The organism is Terrimicrobium sacchariphilum, from assembly GCF_001613545.1.
Lineage (GTDB): Bacteria > Verrucomicrobiota > Verrucomicrobiia > Chthoniobacterales > Terrimicrobiaceae > Terrimicrobium > Terrimicrobium sacchariphilum.
In genome coordinates this window covers 35,633-48,392 of sequence record NZ_BDCO01000002.1, presented here as the reverse complement: position 1 = coordinate 48,392, position 12,760 = coordinate 35,633, and the positions used below count along the sequence as shown (strand labels likewise).

Genomic DNA, 12,760 nt, shown 5'->3' with positions numbered 1-12,760 from the left:
CTTGGGAGTGGGTGTTGGCTATTGGCCGAAGAGGTCGCTCTGCGGCGCGTTGCGCGGCGGTTCCATGCCGAGCTTGCGATAGGAGCGGGTGAGGGCGACACGGCCCTGCGGGGTGCGCTTGATATAGCCGTTCATGATGAGATACGGCTCGTGCACCTCCTCGATCGTGCCGGGTTCTTCACCGATGGCCACGGCGAGGGAATTTACGCCCACCGGCCCCCCGTTGAAAAGACTGATCAGCGCCTCGATGATGCGCTTGTCCATCTCGTCGAAGCCATCCTCGTCGATCTCCAGCATGGCGAGTGCCTGCTGCGCGACCGGACCGGTAATGAGACCGGAACTACGGACTTGTGCGTAATCTCGTACCCATCTCAGGAGGTTGTTGGCGATGCGAGGAGTCCCCCGCGACCGGCGGGCGATCTCGAGCGCGCCATCGGGTTCGATCGCAGCGTTGAGGAGTCCAGCGCTGCGAAGGACGATCTTTTGCAAATGTTCGGCGTCGTAGTAGTCGAGGCGGCACGTCATGCCAAAGCGCGATCGGAGCGGGGCGCTGATCATCCCGGAGCGGGTGGTCGCGCCGACGAGGGTAAACCGGGCGAGATTCAGCCGTACGCTGCGGGCACTCGGCCCCTGATCGATCACGATGTCGAGCTTGAAGTCCTCCATCGCCGGGTAGAGGTACTCCTCGATGGTCGGCTGGAGGCGGTGGATTTCGTCGATGAAAAGTACGCCGCCGCGCTCCATGTTGGTCAGGAGTCCGGCCAGATCGCCGGCCTTTTCGATCATGGGGCCGCTGGTCGTTTTCACCTCGGTTTCCATGGCGTTGCCGATGATATAGGCAAGCGTCGTCTTCCCGAGGCCAGGAGGGCCACTGAGGAGGATGTGCTGGAGCGCCTCGCCGCGCTGCTTCGCTGCTTCAACCAGGAGCTGGATGCGCTCGACGGCTTTTTCCTGTCCAGTGAACTCGTCAAAGAGCGGCGGACGGAGCGAGATGTCAAAAGCGGAATCCGGGGTGTCGCCGGACGGGATAGCGAAATCAGCCATTGTGCGCGGAATGTTGGCGCAGGTTTGCCGAGAAGTCACGCCACGGCGTGAGGGAACGCAGGGCGAGAAAGGCGACGCTGGCGCAGGTGGTGACCGAGGTGAGCAGCAGGAAGTTGAGCTGGGCCGGGGCCGGAACGTCGTTGAAAAGATTCAGGAGCAGAGCCGACATGGGAATCGGAGCCAGCCATGAACTGAATGCCTCTGGCGTCGAATGCGTGATGATGTTCACCAGCAGGGTCAGCATGATGAAGAAGAACTGAAGCGTGATATAGAAACCGAGAAAACTCCGTGTGTTTGGCTGGAGGAGGCGGATCAAACCTGCTGGCAGCAGAAGCGCTCCAGCGTAGCTCACGATCATGATCTTGCCCTGCATCGTACCGAGGAGTCCCTGCAGACCTGTCACAATGGCCAGGGAAGCAATGACGACGAGGCTGAAAGCGGTGGCCGAAACCCACCCCGGAGCAAGGATCCAAGTGGCAAGCCGTCCACGCCAGCCGTGGGCGAGCAGGCGTTTGCCCACCGGAATCGAGAAGGCGTCGGACTCTGCGAGTGCGTCAATGATGAGAGGTACGAGGAGCGTGGCTGCCACGAAGATGGCGACCTGGTTGCTGATCCCCGTGAAGTCCAGCAGGGCCGCAGCCGCGATGAGAAAGATACCGAGAGCGCGTTTGCGCAGGGAGTGATTCTCCGCCGCCGGGGCGATGCGTGAGGCAGCCATCTCCAGGCAGAGGATGATGAAGGCCGGCCCGAAGATCGCGATCATTACGTAGATCTTCCATGGTTCCAACCGGCCCGATCCCGGGACGCCACCATAAAAAGTCGCCATAGTCAGCCATAGCATGATGGTCCCCAAGAGGAACCAGAATCCCGCGAACAGCACGACGATGAAGAGAGACCGCAGGATCTTTGACTCGTACGGGGACAAGGCCACCGTCACGGCCGTGAGCACGCAGCTGAAGACAAAGAGCAGCCCGAGACTTTGCAGATCGGCGAGGATGTTGACCCCGCCGAGATAGTAGCGGAGCAGGACATACGGCAGGACCGAGCATACGAGCAGGAGGGTCTGGATGACCAGAGCGGTCCATTTCCCCAAGGCAATGCGCCAGGAGGATAAATGGCTGAGCAGCACCAGTTCGAGGGTGCGATCCTTGATCTCGGAGTGGATCGCCGTAAACCCGCGCATGGGCATCCCGAGGACGAGTGGCAGGCTGATGAGGAACCAGAACAAGCCGTCGGTGAATCCCCGGGTCTCTTCCGAGCGGGCGTCAAAGGCGCTCGCAACTGCGAGATTGATCATCACGCTGACGATCATGAGGAGTTGCGTGATGAAAAAGGCCGACATGAAGAGCCGGGAGCGCAGCCCCTGCCGCAATTCCTTCACGAGCACCGGGCTGGCCCAGTCTGCGAAATCCGAGCGTGTGGCGGAACTGATCATGGGAGAGGAGGCGGGGTCATGCGCAACATGTCGACAAAGGCATCCTCCAGGCGACGCTCGAGACGGGTGAATCCCTTTACCGCCACGCCGTCGAGAACCATTCGACGCAGCAGTGCGGCGGCAGCCTCGTCGGAAAGTTCCGTGGTGCGGATTCTTGCGCCATCCTTGTGTCGGTCGGCGAGTGTGATCTCCGTGGCGGCGGCGATCCATTGGTAAAGGGGCTCCGGGTCCCCGGCGATCCGCACTTCGAGGAGGGTTTCGCTGCCGGTCTGGCGGGTCAGGCTTTCCGTAGAGCCGTGGTGGACGATGCGACCATTGTCGATGAAGACGAGCTGATCGCACATCTCTCCGAGCTCCGAGAGGATGTGGGAGCTGATGAAGATCGTCTTGCCCTTCCCGGCGAGCAGGCGGATGAGGTTTTTGAACTCGATGCGCGCCTTGGGATCGAGTCCGGCAGCAGGTTCGTCGAGCACGAGCACCTCGGGGTCGTGGATGAGCGTGCGCCCCAGGCAGAGCCGCTGGTTCATTCCCTTGGAGAGCGAGTTCATCGCCCGGTCGGCCAGTGGAGTGAGATCGGTGAAATCCATCACTTCCTCGAGGCGACGCAGGCGCTCCGCGCGGGGATAGCCAAAGGCACGGCCAAAGAAATCCAGATATTCGTAAACGGTCACGTTGTCGTATGTGCCGAAGTGATCGGGCATCCAGCCCACCCGGCGACGAATCTCAGCGGGCTTGTCGATCACGTCGTCGCCGCCGATACGGATCGTTCCCGCCGTTGGCGTTTCCAGCGTGACCATCATGCGCATCGTGGTCGTCTTGCCTGCTCCATTCGCGCCGATGAATCCGGCGACGGTGCCGCGCTCGATCGTGAACGTCACATCCTTCACGGCCTTGACGTCGCCAAAGTCGCGCTCCAGGCGCTCGACCTCGATGATGGGATCAGGCATGCAGAGCGTCCTCGAATTCCCCGAGGCAGGGGCGGATGCCGCGCGGATCGCGCAGGAGTGATGTCCCTACGAGGCCGGCGTGGAATTTTCCGCGTACCGATCCGACATTTGTAGCCGACAGGCCGCTTTCAGCCACCTTCAGCGCTCCGGCGGGGAGTTTCGCGGCGAGTTCAAACGCTCCGTAGTCGAGGCTGAAATCCTTGTCCGACGCTCCCTTGGCCCCGACGAATCCTGAGTCGGACTTAAACTTGCGGCTGTTGATGCCCGCGAGGCGCACATCGGCGGGCAGCATGGCAATCTCCTCCTCGGTATGCACCTCAAAGAGCGCCTGCATTCCGAGTTCGCGTGCGAGGTCGTAAAAACCCGCCAGCCGTGCGGCATCGAGCACATTGGCCATGAGGAGAATCGCGTCGGCGCCGAAGGCACGGGCCTCGCGCACCTGGTACTCCTCCATGATGAAATCCTTGCGCAGCAGAGGCTTGGTGGCCGTGGCCCTGCATGAGGCGAGATACTCGATGGAGCCACCGAAGTGCAGGTTGTTTGTGAGGATCGAGATGCCGCGTACGATGGGAGATTCCTCGTATGCGTCGAGTGCCTCGGCGACGTTTTGCTCGCGCATCGGTCCCACGCTGGGCGAGCGCTGCTTGATCTCGGCAATAAGGCAGAAACTGGCCTCGAGAGATTCCGGCAGCGGACGCACCGGGGGGGCGTCGGCGATCATGCCGCGGATCTCGGTGGCCGGGCGTCGGGATTTGGTCGCGGAGAGTTCGTCCGCCGCATCTTTGAGGATCTGGTCGAGAAATGTCATGGTCGCAGAACTTCGCCAAATACCACACCTCCAGCCTGTGTCCACTTCAACGAGTCGAGCGTTGGCAGCGGGGCGGAGTCCGCGGTGGCGAAAAATTTGTCTCCTGGAGGGTCGGCGTCGAAGGCTTTGATGGCTTCCTTGATCACACCGCCGGCGGCTTCCATGGAATTGATTTTCTTCCAGGCCGCAAATTTCTGCATGGACGATAAAGCCAGATTGGCCGGTTTTCCCGGCTGGATCTGGGCGGCAAACCAGATGCCGCCCCTCGGGTCAAAATAGAAGAAGTTATTGAGCGGCTGGCTGAAGGTGGAGAGCGCCTGCGGGGCCTGTTCGTCGCCGCGGATTTCCACTCGTTCGCGCGAGGGCATGATGGCCTTGATCAATTGCGCCTGCGTCCGGCGGCTTTGGAACCAATCCCCGCTCCAGGTCGTGCCGGAAAGGCTGAAGGTCTTGCCACGCTGCCCTCTCCCTCTGAGGGAGGTCTCACTGAGCGGCAGCGAGGAAAGGGTGGTTCCCGGGATGGCAGGGAAAGCCTGACTCACCAGCACGCCCGTGCGAGAGACCTGTTCCTGCCAAGTTACGGTCTGGTTGCGCGAGGGCAGGCTCATCGTGGCCATCACATACTTGCCATGGCCGCCGAGTCCTTCTGAGAGGATGATGAGAAGCATTAGCAGGATGCTGGCGCCGAGAGAAATCAGCGGTGTGGTCCAGAAAAGCCGATGCCGGTTGCCCGCTGGGGCGAAGACCAGGAAATTCACCGGGCCGACGATGACCGCAAAGAGGATGATAAAGACGATGAGAGCGATATAGGGCGGCAAAGGACGCCCAACGAGCTCAACCAGTTTCCAGGACCACGAGTAATCCGCCAGCGGGGATGGCAAGGTGAAGCCCTTCTCGATGACGTCGGACAGGAGGGCGACCAAATCTCCCGACGCTGGCCAGTAGATTACCTGGCCCACGCCATTGCGACCCAGGGCAGGCAGCCCTGACGTGGCGGGATCTCCGACCAGATAGAGTTCGCCCCCCTGAATGAGCCAGTTCGACAGGGCCGAGCGCTGTTCGGCAGCGAGGGCGAGCCAGTCGTCTGTTGAAAGCACGATTTTGTCAAAACCTGTCAGGCCGCGCCAGTCGTCCGGCAGCCAGAGCAGGTCGAGGGAGGAGCCATTGAGATTCAGACTCTTCTTTTGGAGCCGGTCGCGGACGTGCTCCCAGATGTCGGCATACAGGGTTTTGCTGACACCGGTGTAGGCGGAGGGCCGGCCACTGGAGTTTGCATTGATCGAGGCGATCGGGTTTCGCACGCCGTAGCCGGAGATGGAAACGGAGACGGTCGAATACCGGTAGGACTCGCCCTGGGTGAGCAAAGGAGCGAGAAGCTCAAAGGAGCGCTCGCTACGGGCGGGCACCTCCACTGAGGCGAGGAGTCGGCTTGAGGCTCCCTGGACAGGTGTCGATTGCATCACGAGCACATCCCATCTCCGGCTCGCCGCACTGTGGTTGGTGATCTCCACGCGGACGGGCAGCATACCTGCGGGCGGGATATCGTCGTAATGGCTTGTGACCTTCATCGCGATCCCGCTGCCTTTCTCGAATTCGATGCCGGTGAAGCGCTCCTGGGCTGTCGCGCTGGCCAGCGTCGACAGCGCAAGGAGCAGGCCGGCGAGTCGGCGCATCATAGCTTGGCGGCTTTCAATACGTCGGGGGCGGGCTTGATCTGCTTTGGTACCGTGTGGAGGATCTCACGTACCACCTCTGCCGAGGTGCGGCCGGACAGCCGGGCCGTGTAATCCAGTACCAGGCGATGCTGGAGGACCGGTCGAGCCAGCGCCTCGACATCCTCAAAGCTGGCATTAGGCCTTCCGTGGAGAAGAGCGGCGGATTTTGCCGCAGCAGCGAGGGCCAGCGCGGCCCGGGGACTGGCCCCGTATTTCACGCCGGTGATCTCGTGTGTCGCATCCACGAGCCGGGCGATGTAATTTGCCACCACGTCGGGAAGATGAACGGCGCGAGCCAGAGCGCTGAGTTCAAGCAGCTCATCACGGTTCATTACTGCTTCCACGGTCGGCTCGATGCCGATCTCCCGGTGCTGGACAATACGCTGGAGCACCTCGACGGAGTTGCGCGTGACCTCCAGCTTGAACAGGAAGCGGTCGAGCTGCGCCTCGGGCAGCGGATAGGTGCCCTCCAGCTCGATCGGGTTTTGCGTGGCGAGGACAAAGAAGGGCTCGGGAAGTTGATGCGTCTCGCCCATCACGGTGACGCGGCGTTCCTGCATGGCTTCCAGCAGAGCGGATTGCGTCTTGGGTGAGGCGCGGTTGATCTCATCGGCGAGGACGAGTGGCGCGAAGAGTGGTCCGGGCTGGAAGACAAATTCCCGGCGGCCGTTGACTTCTTGCAGGACGGGGTTGCCTGTGATGTCGCCGGGCAGCAGGTCGGGCGTAAACTGGATGCGGCGAGCTTCCATCTGGAGCGTTTTGGCGAGGCCCTTGACCAGCTCGGTCTTGCCCAGTCCCGGCAAGCCCTCCAGCAGCAGGTGCCCGCGCGAAAGCAGGCCGATGATTACGGAATCGACAAGCTGCTCCTGGCCGAAGAGAACGTCATTCAGCGTTCGGCGCAGCTGTTGCAGCCTTGCGGCAGCTTCGGGAGAGATCTCAGCCATGAACAGGGAAAATCTGGAGGGTTGATGAAAAATTTCCAAGCAAATCAGGAAGAGATGCCCGCTGGTCTTGTGCGAAGGGGTGAGCTGGTTTACAGGTGCCCCATCGCTCCCATGTCTCTGCGCGCGTTTTTAGCCTTTGTTGTCTGGTTCGTTTTTTCCGCTGCCGGGGTCGTCGCAGCGCCGTTTAGCACCGTTGTAATCGATGCTGGCCATGGTGGCAGCGATCAGGGGGGCATTCCCCAGAATATCATGCCCGAGAAAGGTGTGGCGCTGGATGTGGCCAAGCGGGTCCGTACGTATCTCCAGGATGCCGGGCTGCGGGTGGTCATGACTCGTAGCGACGACACGTTCATCCCGCTTTCTTTCCGGGTGGCTGCTTCCAACCGCCAGTCCAATGCCATCTTTGTCAGCATCCACTTCAACTCGGCTACTCGCGTTGGAGCCCGTGGCGTAGAGACATTTTACTTCAGCCAATCGGGCGCCCGTCTTGCCAGCTACATTCATCGCCGTGTGGCAGCGACCACCGATGGCGATAATCGCGGGATCAAGCGCGCTCGTTACTATGTCCTGAGAAACAACAAGAAAACTGCCGCCTTGGTGGAATGTGGCTTTCTGACGAACCCCCAGGATACCGCGCTGGCGCGTAGCGCAGCTTATCGCGACCGTCTGGCCCGGGCCATCGCCCAGGGCATTCTTGATTACCGTCGCCAGCTCTGAGGGGCAATGGCTACTGGAAAAAGGGCTTAAGGAGATCGATAGCCTGTTTAGCGCCCTCGCGGGCAGGAGCAGGAAGATTATCGAGGGCTTTTGTACCCTGTTCGATCACTTGCTCGCCCATGGCGGCCAGCAATCGCCCCGAGAGATCTTCAGTGGGATTCTCCACGGTGCCGCCGATCTTGAGCGACGTCCAGAGATAGCCTCCTCCGGCTTCGGTGAAGACCTTTTCTCGCGAACCCGGCAACCATTGAACGGTCTGCGGGGTGACGCCGATGCGGAAAGTGCCATCGATTTGGTGATCTGCTGCGATCGTGCAGGTGCCCTCCAGGCGCAGCAGCCCCTTGGACTCGCCCATAAAGTTCGTCAGGGTGAGGATGCCGTTCTGCCAGGAGAAGTCCGAGGTGACTTCCTGCACCGGCATGCGGCGAAACTGCGGAGCGCCGGTGAATTTTGCGATCTGGTCGAGTAACGGCACCTTTTGCACGAGGCCGTCGGTAAGAACGACTTTGCCCGTCGCAGTCGCATTCTGCCCATCCGGCACGACGATATCAGCCGATCCTGCCATGGTGGCTGAGAGCTTCTTCCGCCAGTGCGAGGCGAGAAACTGGTCGATATTCACGCGATCCCACGCCACTCGCACCTTGGCGGCTTTTGAGAATTCTCCAGAAGCTGTGATCACGCCGGAGTCTCCCAGTCGGAACTGCGAGTCGGTGAGAAAAAATACATCCTTGTGGATGCGGGAGCGGAATTTCTCAACCTTGAGCTCGGGGAACTCCGCAACGAGAAAAGTCCCACCCTGGCCCTCAAGCAGCCAGCTCGCCCCGTCGGGCTTCATATGCAGCGAGCTTTCGTTGAGGGCAAATCGTTCCTTTTCCGCGGCATCCAGAAATCGCACCGAGCCGAGCGGGGTGGAAACCGAGCCAATCTCGAAGCGGTGCGGCAGCCATTTGGCGACGGCAGGCTCTGGCGAAGCAACATGAGACGAAGGAGACTCTGTGGCAAAGGACCCCGGGCGGAAGGTCGCGAGCACGCGGGCCGACTCAAGATTCTCGATGCGCCATGCTCCATCAAAGATGGCCCGCCAGGCGACAGTGGCCCGGAGCTGGTCGGCAGTGAGGCTGGCCAGGGGAGAGCCAGTTTCACCCGTGACGGAGAGTTGGTTGGAGAAGACAGACGCACCGATCCAGCGCAATGGCTCGTAGGTGGCCTGGCCTTTTACGGCCTCTCCAGTCTTTTCCTCTATGAGGCGGCGAAAGGCGTCGCTTCGCAGATAGGACTTTACCCATAGCGAGCCAATGGCGAGGGCGGCCAGGAAGAGGACCACCACCACGCACGGGATGATCCAGCGGAGAGCACGGGGAAACTGCGGCATCGCCGGGAACGTACCCCGATTGTGCTCCGACGCCAATGGTTGAAATAATCGCCTGACGCAATAGCTTCCTTCCGGTCATGACCGCCGACGTACCTCCCGCACCCGATGCCGCCCGCCTCCGTCGGGAGATGATTGCTGAACGCCAGCGGCGCTCGACCTTCTGGCGCGTTGTTCACATCCTTGGATCGCTGAAATTTGCCGTCATTCTGTTGGCAGCCATCGCCATCGCCTGCGCGGCGGCGACATTTACAGAGTCGGGGTTCAACACCCGTATCGCCCAGGCCTACATCTACAAATCGCCGTGGTTTCTTTTCGGCCTCGTCCTGCTTTGCATCAACCTGTTTGCGGTTACGCTTACCCGCTGGCCGTGGCAGCAAAAGCACGTCGGCTTCATCGTGACTCATTACGGTATCATCACCCTGCTGGCTGGTGCGATGATTGGGTTGCACACGGGATTTGAGGGCAATGTCACCCTCAAGAAGGGCGCACCTCCGGTCAATCGTGTCACGACGAGCCAGAGCGTCATCTGGATGGAGAGTCCGTCGCAGGATGGTGTTTATCTCATGCCCTTTGATGGAGAGACGGCTCGCTTGTCACCCGATCGCTCCAAGACATTCCAGGTTCCGGAGACGGGGATGAAGGTGGTGGCCGATGATTTTTCTCCCAACATGGTTCGGGAGGAGAAGCTCGTTGCCGCGCCAGAAGGAACCGGCGGCCTCGGCGTGCAACTGCATTTCGCCAGCCGGATGATGGGTCAATCATTGGAAATGCCGCTTGTGGTGCAGGCGGGGCAGGCGGATGAGAGGGATTTCTTTGGCCTAGCCCGGGTTTCCCTCGTTCCGGCGCTTGCTGGCGAGGCGGCCGAGATTCCGCGCGAGACACAGCTGGTTTTTGCGAAATTCGCTCCAGTGATTACCGGGGCGGTGACGACGGGCATAGGTGTCCGGCTCAGTCCGGATGGGAAGACGGTGACGGTCCTGGCTCCTGATGGAACGGGAGCGACCTACGCCCGCGAGGAGGTGGTCGGCCAGACCTTCCACGAGGCCGGGGCATTGATCTCGGTCGAGCGCTACTGGCCGGATTTTGCCATGTTGAACGGTCAGCCCACCAGCCGGAGCGACCAGCCAAATAATCCTGCTTTGCTCGTTCGCATCGCCAAGGGTGCGGAGACGGCTGATACCAAGCCGCTTTTCAAGGCTGCGATCGAGAATGGAGGGTTGAAGTACCAGCTGTCGCGAGGAGGTCAGGTCTATGCCAGCGGTCAGGCCGCCAAGGGCGAGACGATCCCTCTCCGCTGGGCGGACTGGCAGGTACAGGTGGAGGAAATCCTTCCCCAGGCGCGAATCACCTCCGAGGTGAAGCCCGGTCCCGAGCTGCCCAAGGGGGTACAGGGCATACCGGGTATTCGCACCCACCTGGTGAATGCCGATGGTTCGCGCGGCCCGGATGTCTGGATCGAGTCGGGCGAGGTGGCCACTCTCACGACCACCACCAGCTCGGTGCGATTTGGCTACGGTTTACGCCCGCAATCGCTTCCCTTCATGCTTCAACTGGTCAATTTCGAGGTGCCGCGCGACGAGGGAACGGATACCCCGGCGGATTTCCGCGCGACAATCGAGTTCCGCGATCTGACCAACGGGGCGACCAAGACTGGCATCGCCCGCATGAACTATCCTGCGAGCTATCCCGGGACGCTCTGGGCAAATCTCACCGGCATCAACTACAAGTTCTCCCAGGCCCAGTGGAATCCCCGGGATCTCGATGAGACGACACTCCAGGTGCTCTACGATCCAGGCTGGCTGCTGAAATGGGTCGGCTCCCTCGCCATCTGTATAGGCATCGGGATCATGTTCTACTGGAAGCCGAAGAAGGCCGCAGCCTAGGAGCTGGCGCTGGAGTACCGGCGGAGCGAGAGCTTCCAGTACACGCGCGTGGCGGTGAGGACGAGGGCGGCGGCGATGAGCAGTTGGCCCAGCAAAACCCACGCAGAATCCCCGGTGCGCAAAAGCAGGCGGGCCGGGACGTTGGTTACGACGATGACGGGAATGATCCAGCTGAAGACAAACTTGAACGCGCCGGTGAAGATCACATCGGGGTACCGGCCGATATTGAAGATGCTGTAGTACCCGTAAATGAGCCCTTCGGCGCGAACGATCCAGAAGCTCGCCGTCGCGAGGAGCAGGAAGAGACTGTAGTGGATCATCACGCCGAGAAGTACGGCGGCGCAAAAGAGAGCGATCTGGGCTGCCGTCGGGACGACGGCGAGCTTGACCAGTGCCATGACGATGAAGGCCACGCCGATGAGGGCGTTGATCATGTTGTCGAGGCCGAACTGCTTGGTCGATACGGCGAACTGTCCGTCGATGGGCTGTAGCAGGAGAAAATCGAGCCGCCCTGTCCGCACCAGTTCCGGCAACGCGGAGAGATTGGCGTAGAAGAACGCCTGGAAAATCTGGGAGATGAGCTGGTGGGTTCCCACGAGCAGAACGACCTCCCATTTCGTCCAGTCCCCGATCTTCTCGACGTAGCTGAAGATGACCTCGATGAAAACGAGCTGGCCTATGAACCAGAGGACTTCGACCAGCATCCAGAGGATGAAGTTGGCCTTGAAACTCATTTCCCGGATCAGGGAATTGCGGAACATGATGGCGTACACGTCCGCATAACGCCGAAGGATGCTGGTCACACGTGGGCGAGGAGAAACTTCGCGATGGAGCGCGAGGCGGAAGGTTTTTTCATCTTCGCAAGGTTGCACCGCCAGGCTTTCCAGACCGCTCCGTCGTTGGCCTGCATGCCCGACACGACATCGCGTAGGCGGCTGGGAGTTCCCACGGCGAGCGCACCGATGCCGCATTGCTCGATGAGCGAAATGTTGCCCTCCTCCTGCCCTGGCACCACATGGCTGACGAGAAAGGGGATTTCCGCCGTGATGGCCTCCTGTACGGTGGCCCCGCCCGCCTTGCCGATGAAGACATGGTGCGTGGCCATCAGGTGAGGCATCTGGTCCGTCCAGCCGATGAGCTTGCCCCGGCGCGGGACTCCGGCGGCCTGAAGCTTGCGCATGACCTGCTGGCGGCGGCCTGTGATCACAGTGAGATCGAGGTTGGGCAGCTCGCCGAGAGCCTCCAGGACGGAGATCGCGTGCACCGAGGTGCCGCCTGGGAAAAAGAGCGCCTTCCAATGGCCATTCTCCGGCGGCTCGCAGGGCGCGAGAGATTCAAAGGCAAGGCTGACCGGGAAGCCGAGGACATGAATGCGCTCGGAGGGCACTCCATCGTGCTGGAGTACGCTGGCGGTCTGCTCATCGGCCACGATGGATCCCTCGCAGGGATGCCGATACCATGCCGAGTTGATCATCGTGGAGTCCGTGATGATGGTGAAGAGCGGCGTCTTGAGGTCCGGATTCTTCTTGCGGATCTTGCTGATGAGATAGGAGAAAATCGGGTAGGTGGAGGCGATGACGTCGGGCTGAAACTCCTCGATCAGAGATTTCACAGCGGTGGTCAGCTCGTTGAGCATGGGACCCATGCCCTCGACCACGCCGGGCTTGCTCAGAAGCTCGAAAACGACCTTCCAGGCGCGCGGGTAGCTGTTGATTGCGGTCGCGTATCCGGTCTGCATCAGCTTGTTGATGACCGGGTTGGTGCGGGTGTAGGGATCTGCGACGAGCACCTCGGCGGTGCCGTTCGTCTCGGCGATGATGGCTTCGCGAATGTTGCGGGCGGCCGTGTTGTGGCCTTCGCCCATGCTGGCGGTGAGGATGAGGACTCGGGACATG

Annotated in this window: 11 protein-coding genes; 2 read left to right on the top strand and 9 right to left on the bottom strand. The window is 61.1% G+C overall.

Going from position 1 to position 12,760, the window contains the following annotated elements; translation table 11 throughout:
• Nucleotides 1-18 precede the first annotated feature (18 nt).
• From ruvB to TSACC_RS00960, 6 genes are read right to left on the bottom strand one after another with little or no spacing between them, the layout of a single operon-like run.
• Nucleotides 19-1,044, bottom strand: coding sequence for a Holliday junction branch migration DNA helicase RuvB (gene ruvB / locus TSACC_RS00985; RefSeq protein WP_075077540.1), 1,026 nt, complete (start codon nucleotides 1,042-1,044; stop codon nucleotides 19-21).
• The gene (locus TSACC_RS00980) at nucleotides 1,037-2,479 is read right to left on the bottom strand and encodes an ABC transporter permease (RefSeq protein ID WP_075077539.1); all 1,443 of its coding nucleotides are present in this window, start codon (nucleotides 2,477-2,479) and stop codon (nucleotides 1,037-1,039) included. Before TSACC_RS00980 ends, ruvB begins: the two co-directional genes overlap by 8 nt.
• The gene (locus TSACC_RS00975; protein ID WP_075077538.1) at nucleotides 2,476-3,426 is read right to left on the bottom strand and encodes an ABC transporter ATP-binding protein; all 951 of its coding nucleotides are present in this window, start codon (nucleotides 3,424-3,426) and stop codon (nucleotides 2,476-2,478) included. Before TSACC_RS00975 ends, TSACC_RS00980 begins: the two co-directional genes overlap by 4 nt.
• Complete coding sequence (locus tag TSACC_RS00970; protein ID WP_075077537.1) at nucleotides 3,419-4,234, bottom strand: indole-3-glycerol phosphate synthase TrpC; 816 nt, start codon at nucleotides 4,232-4,234, stop codon at nucleotides 3,419-3,421. Before TSACC_RS00970 ends, TSACC_RS00975 begins: the two co-directional genes overlap by 8 nt.
• Nucleotides 4,231-5,910, bottom strand: coding sequence for a hypothetical protein (locus tag TSACC_RS00965; protein WP_075077536.1), 1,680 nt, complete (start codon nucleotides 5,908-5,910; stop codon nucleotides 4,231-4,233). The genes TSACC_RS00970 and TSACC_RS00965 overlap by 4 nt, the downstream gene beginning before the upstream one ends.
• On the bottom strand, nucleotides 5,907-6,893 hold the full coding sequence (locus TSACC_RS00960; protein WP_075077535.1) for an AAA family ATPase: 987 nt from the start codon (nucleotides 6,891-6,893) through the stop codon (nucleotides 5,907-5,909). The genes TSACC_RS00965 and TSACC_RS00960 overlap by 4 nt, the downstream gene beginning before the upstream one ends.
• Before the next feature lie 24 nt (nucleotides 6,894-6,917).
• Here TSACC_RS00960 and TSACC_RS00955 point away from each other — a divergent pair, with 24 nt between their 5' ends.
• Nucleotides 6,918-7,610, top strand: coding sequence for an N-acetylmuramoyl-L-alanine amidase family protein (locus tag TSACC_RS00955; RefSeq protein WP_084400094.1), 693 nt, complete (start codon nucleotides 6,918-6,920; stop codon nucleotides 7,608-7,610).
• A gap of 10 nt (nucleotides 7,611-7,620) precedes the next feature.
• Here TSACC_RS00955 and TSACC_RS00950 read toward each other — a convergent pair whose 3' ends face one another.
• Nucleotides 7,621-8,982: a hypothetical protein gene (locus TSACC_RS00950; protein ID WP_075077534.1), complete on the bottom strand. Its 1,362-nt coding sequence runs from the start codon at nucleotides 8,980-8,982 to the stop codon at nucleotides 7,621-7,623.
• A gap of 77 nt (nucleotides 8,983-9,059) precedes the next feature.
• Here TSACC_RS00950 and TSACC_RS00945 point away from each other — a divergent pair, with 77 nt between their 5' ends.
• Nucleotides 9,060-10,865 carry a cytochrome c biogenesis protein ResB gene (locus tag TSACC_RS00945; RefSeq protein ID WP_075077533.1) on the top strand — a complete coding sequence of 602 codons (1,806 nt, stop codon included), beginning with the start codon at nucleotides 9,060-9,062 and terminating at the stop codon, nucleotides 10,863-10,865.
• On the opposite strand, the gene TSACC_RS00940 is transcribed toward TSACC_RS00945, so the two are convergent.
• Together TSACC_RS00940 and TSACC_RS00935 are read right to left on the bottom strand one after the other, a co-directional pair.
• Nucleotides 10,862-11,668, bottom strand: coding sequence for an ABC transporter permease (locus TSACC_RS00940; protein ID WP_202815883.1), 807 nt, complete (start codon nucleotides 11,666-11,668; stop codon nucleotides 10,862-10,864). The genes TSACC_RS00945 and TSACC_RS00940 overlap by 4 nt on opposite strands.
• Complete coding sequence (locus TSACC_RS00935) at nucleotides 11,665-12,759, bottom strand: MGDG synthase family glycosyltransferase (RefSeq protein WP_075077532.1); 1,095 nt, start codon at nucleotides 12,757-12,759, stop codon at nucleotides 11,665-11,667. The genes TSACC_RS00940 and TSACC_RS00935 overlap by 4 nt, the downstream gene beginning before the upstream one ends.
• Nucleotide 12,760: the final 1 nt, after the last annotated feature.

Bases quoted from the DNA above. Each gene is read 5' to 3' on its own strand.
- TSACC_RS00970 (WP_075077537.1), bottom strand. From the start codon at position 4,234: ATGACATTTCTCGACCAGATCCTCAAAGATGCGGCGGACGAACTCTCC.
- TSACC_RS00980 (WP_075077539.1), bottom strand. From the start codon at position 2,479: ATGATCAGTTCCGCCACACGCTCGGATTTCGCAGACTGGGCCAGCCCG.
- TSACC_RS00955 (WP_084400094.1), top strand. From the start codon at position 6,918: ATGAAAAATTTCCAAGCAAATCAGGAAGAGATGCCCGCTGGTCTTGTG.
- TSACC_RS00965 (WP_075077536.1), bottom strand. From the start codon at position 5,910: ATGATGCGCCGACTCGCCGGCCTGCTCCTTGCGCTGTCGACGCTGGCC.
- TSACC_RS00935 (WP_075077532.1), bottom strand. From the start codon at position 12,759: ATGTCCCGAGTCCTCATCCTCACCGCCAGCATGGGCGAAGGCCACAAC.
- TSACC_RS00960 (WP_075077535.1), bottom strand. From the start codon at position 6,893: ATGGCTGAGATCTCTCCCGAAGCTGCCGCAAGGCTGCAACAGCTGCGC.
- TSACC_RS00975 (WP_075077538.1), bottom strand. From the start codon at position 3,426: ATGCCTGATCCCATCATCGAGGTCGAGCGCCTGGAGCGCGACTTTGGC.
- ruvB (WP_075077540.1), bottom strand. From the start codon at position 1,044: ATGGCTGATTTCGCTATCCCGTCCGGCGACACCCCGGATTCCGCTTTT.
- TSACC_RS00945 (WP_075077533.1), top strand. From the start codon at position 9,060: ATGACCGCCGACGTACCTCCCGCACCCGATGCCGCCCGCCTCCGTCGG.
- TSACC_RS00950 (WP_075077534.1), bottom strand. From the start codon at position 8,982: ATGCCGCAGTTTCCCCGTGCTCTCCGCTGGATCATCCCGTGCGTGGTG.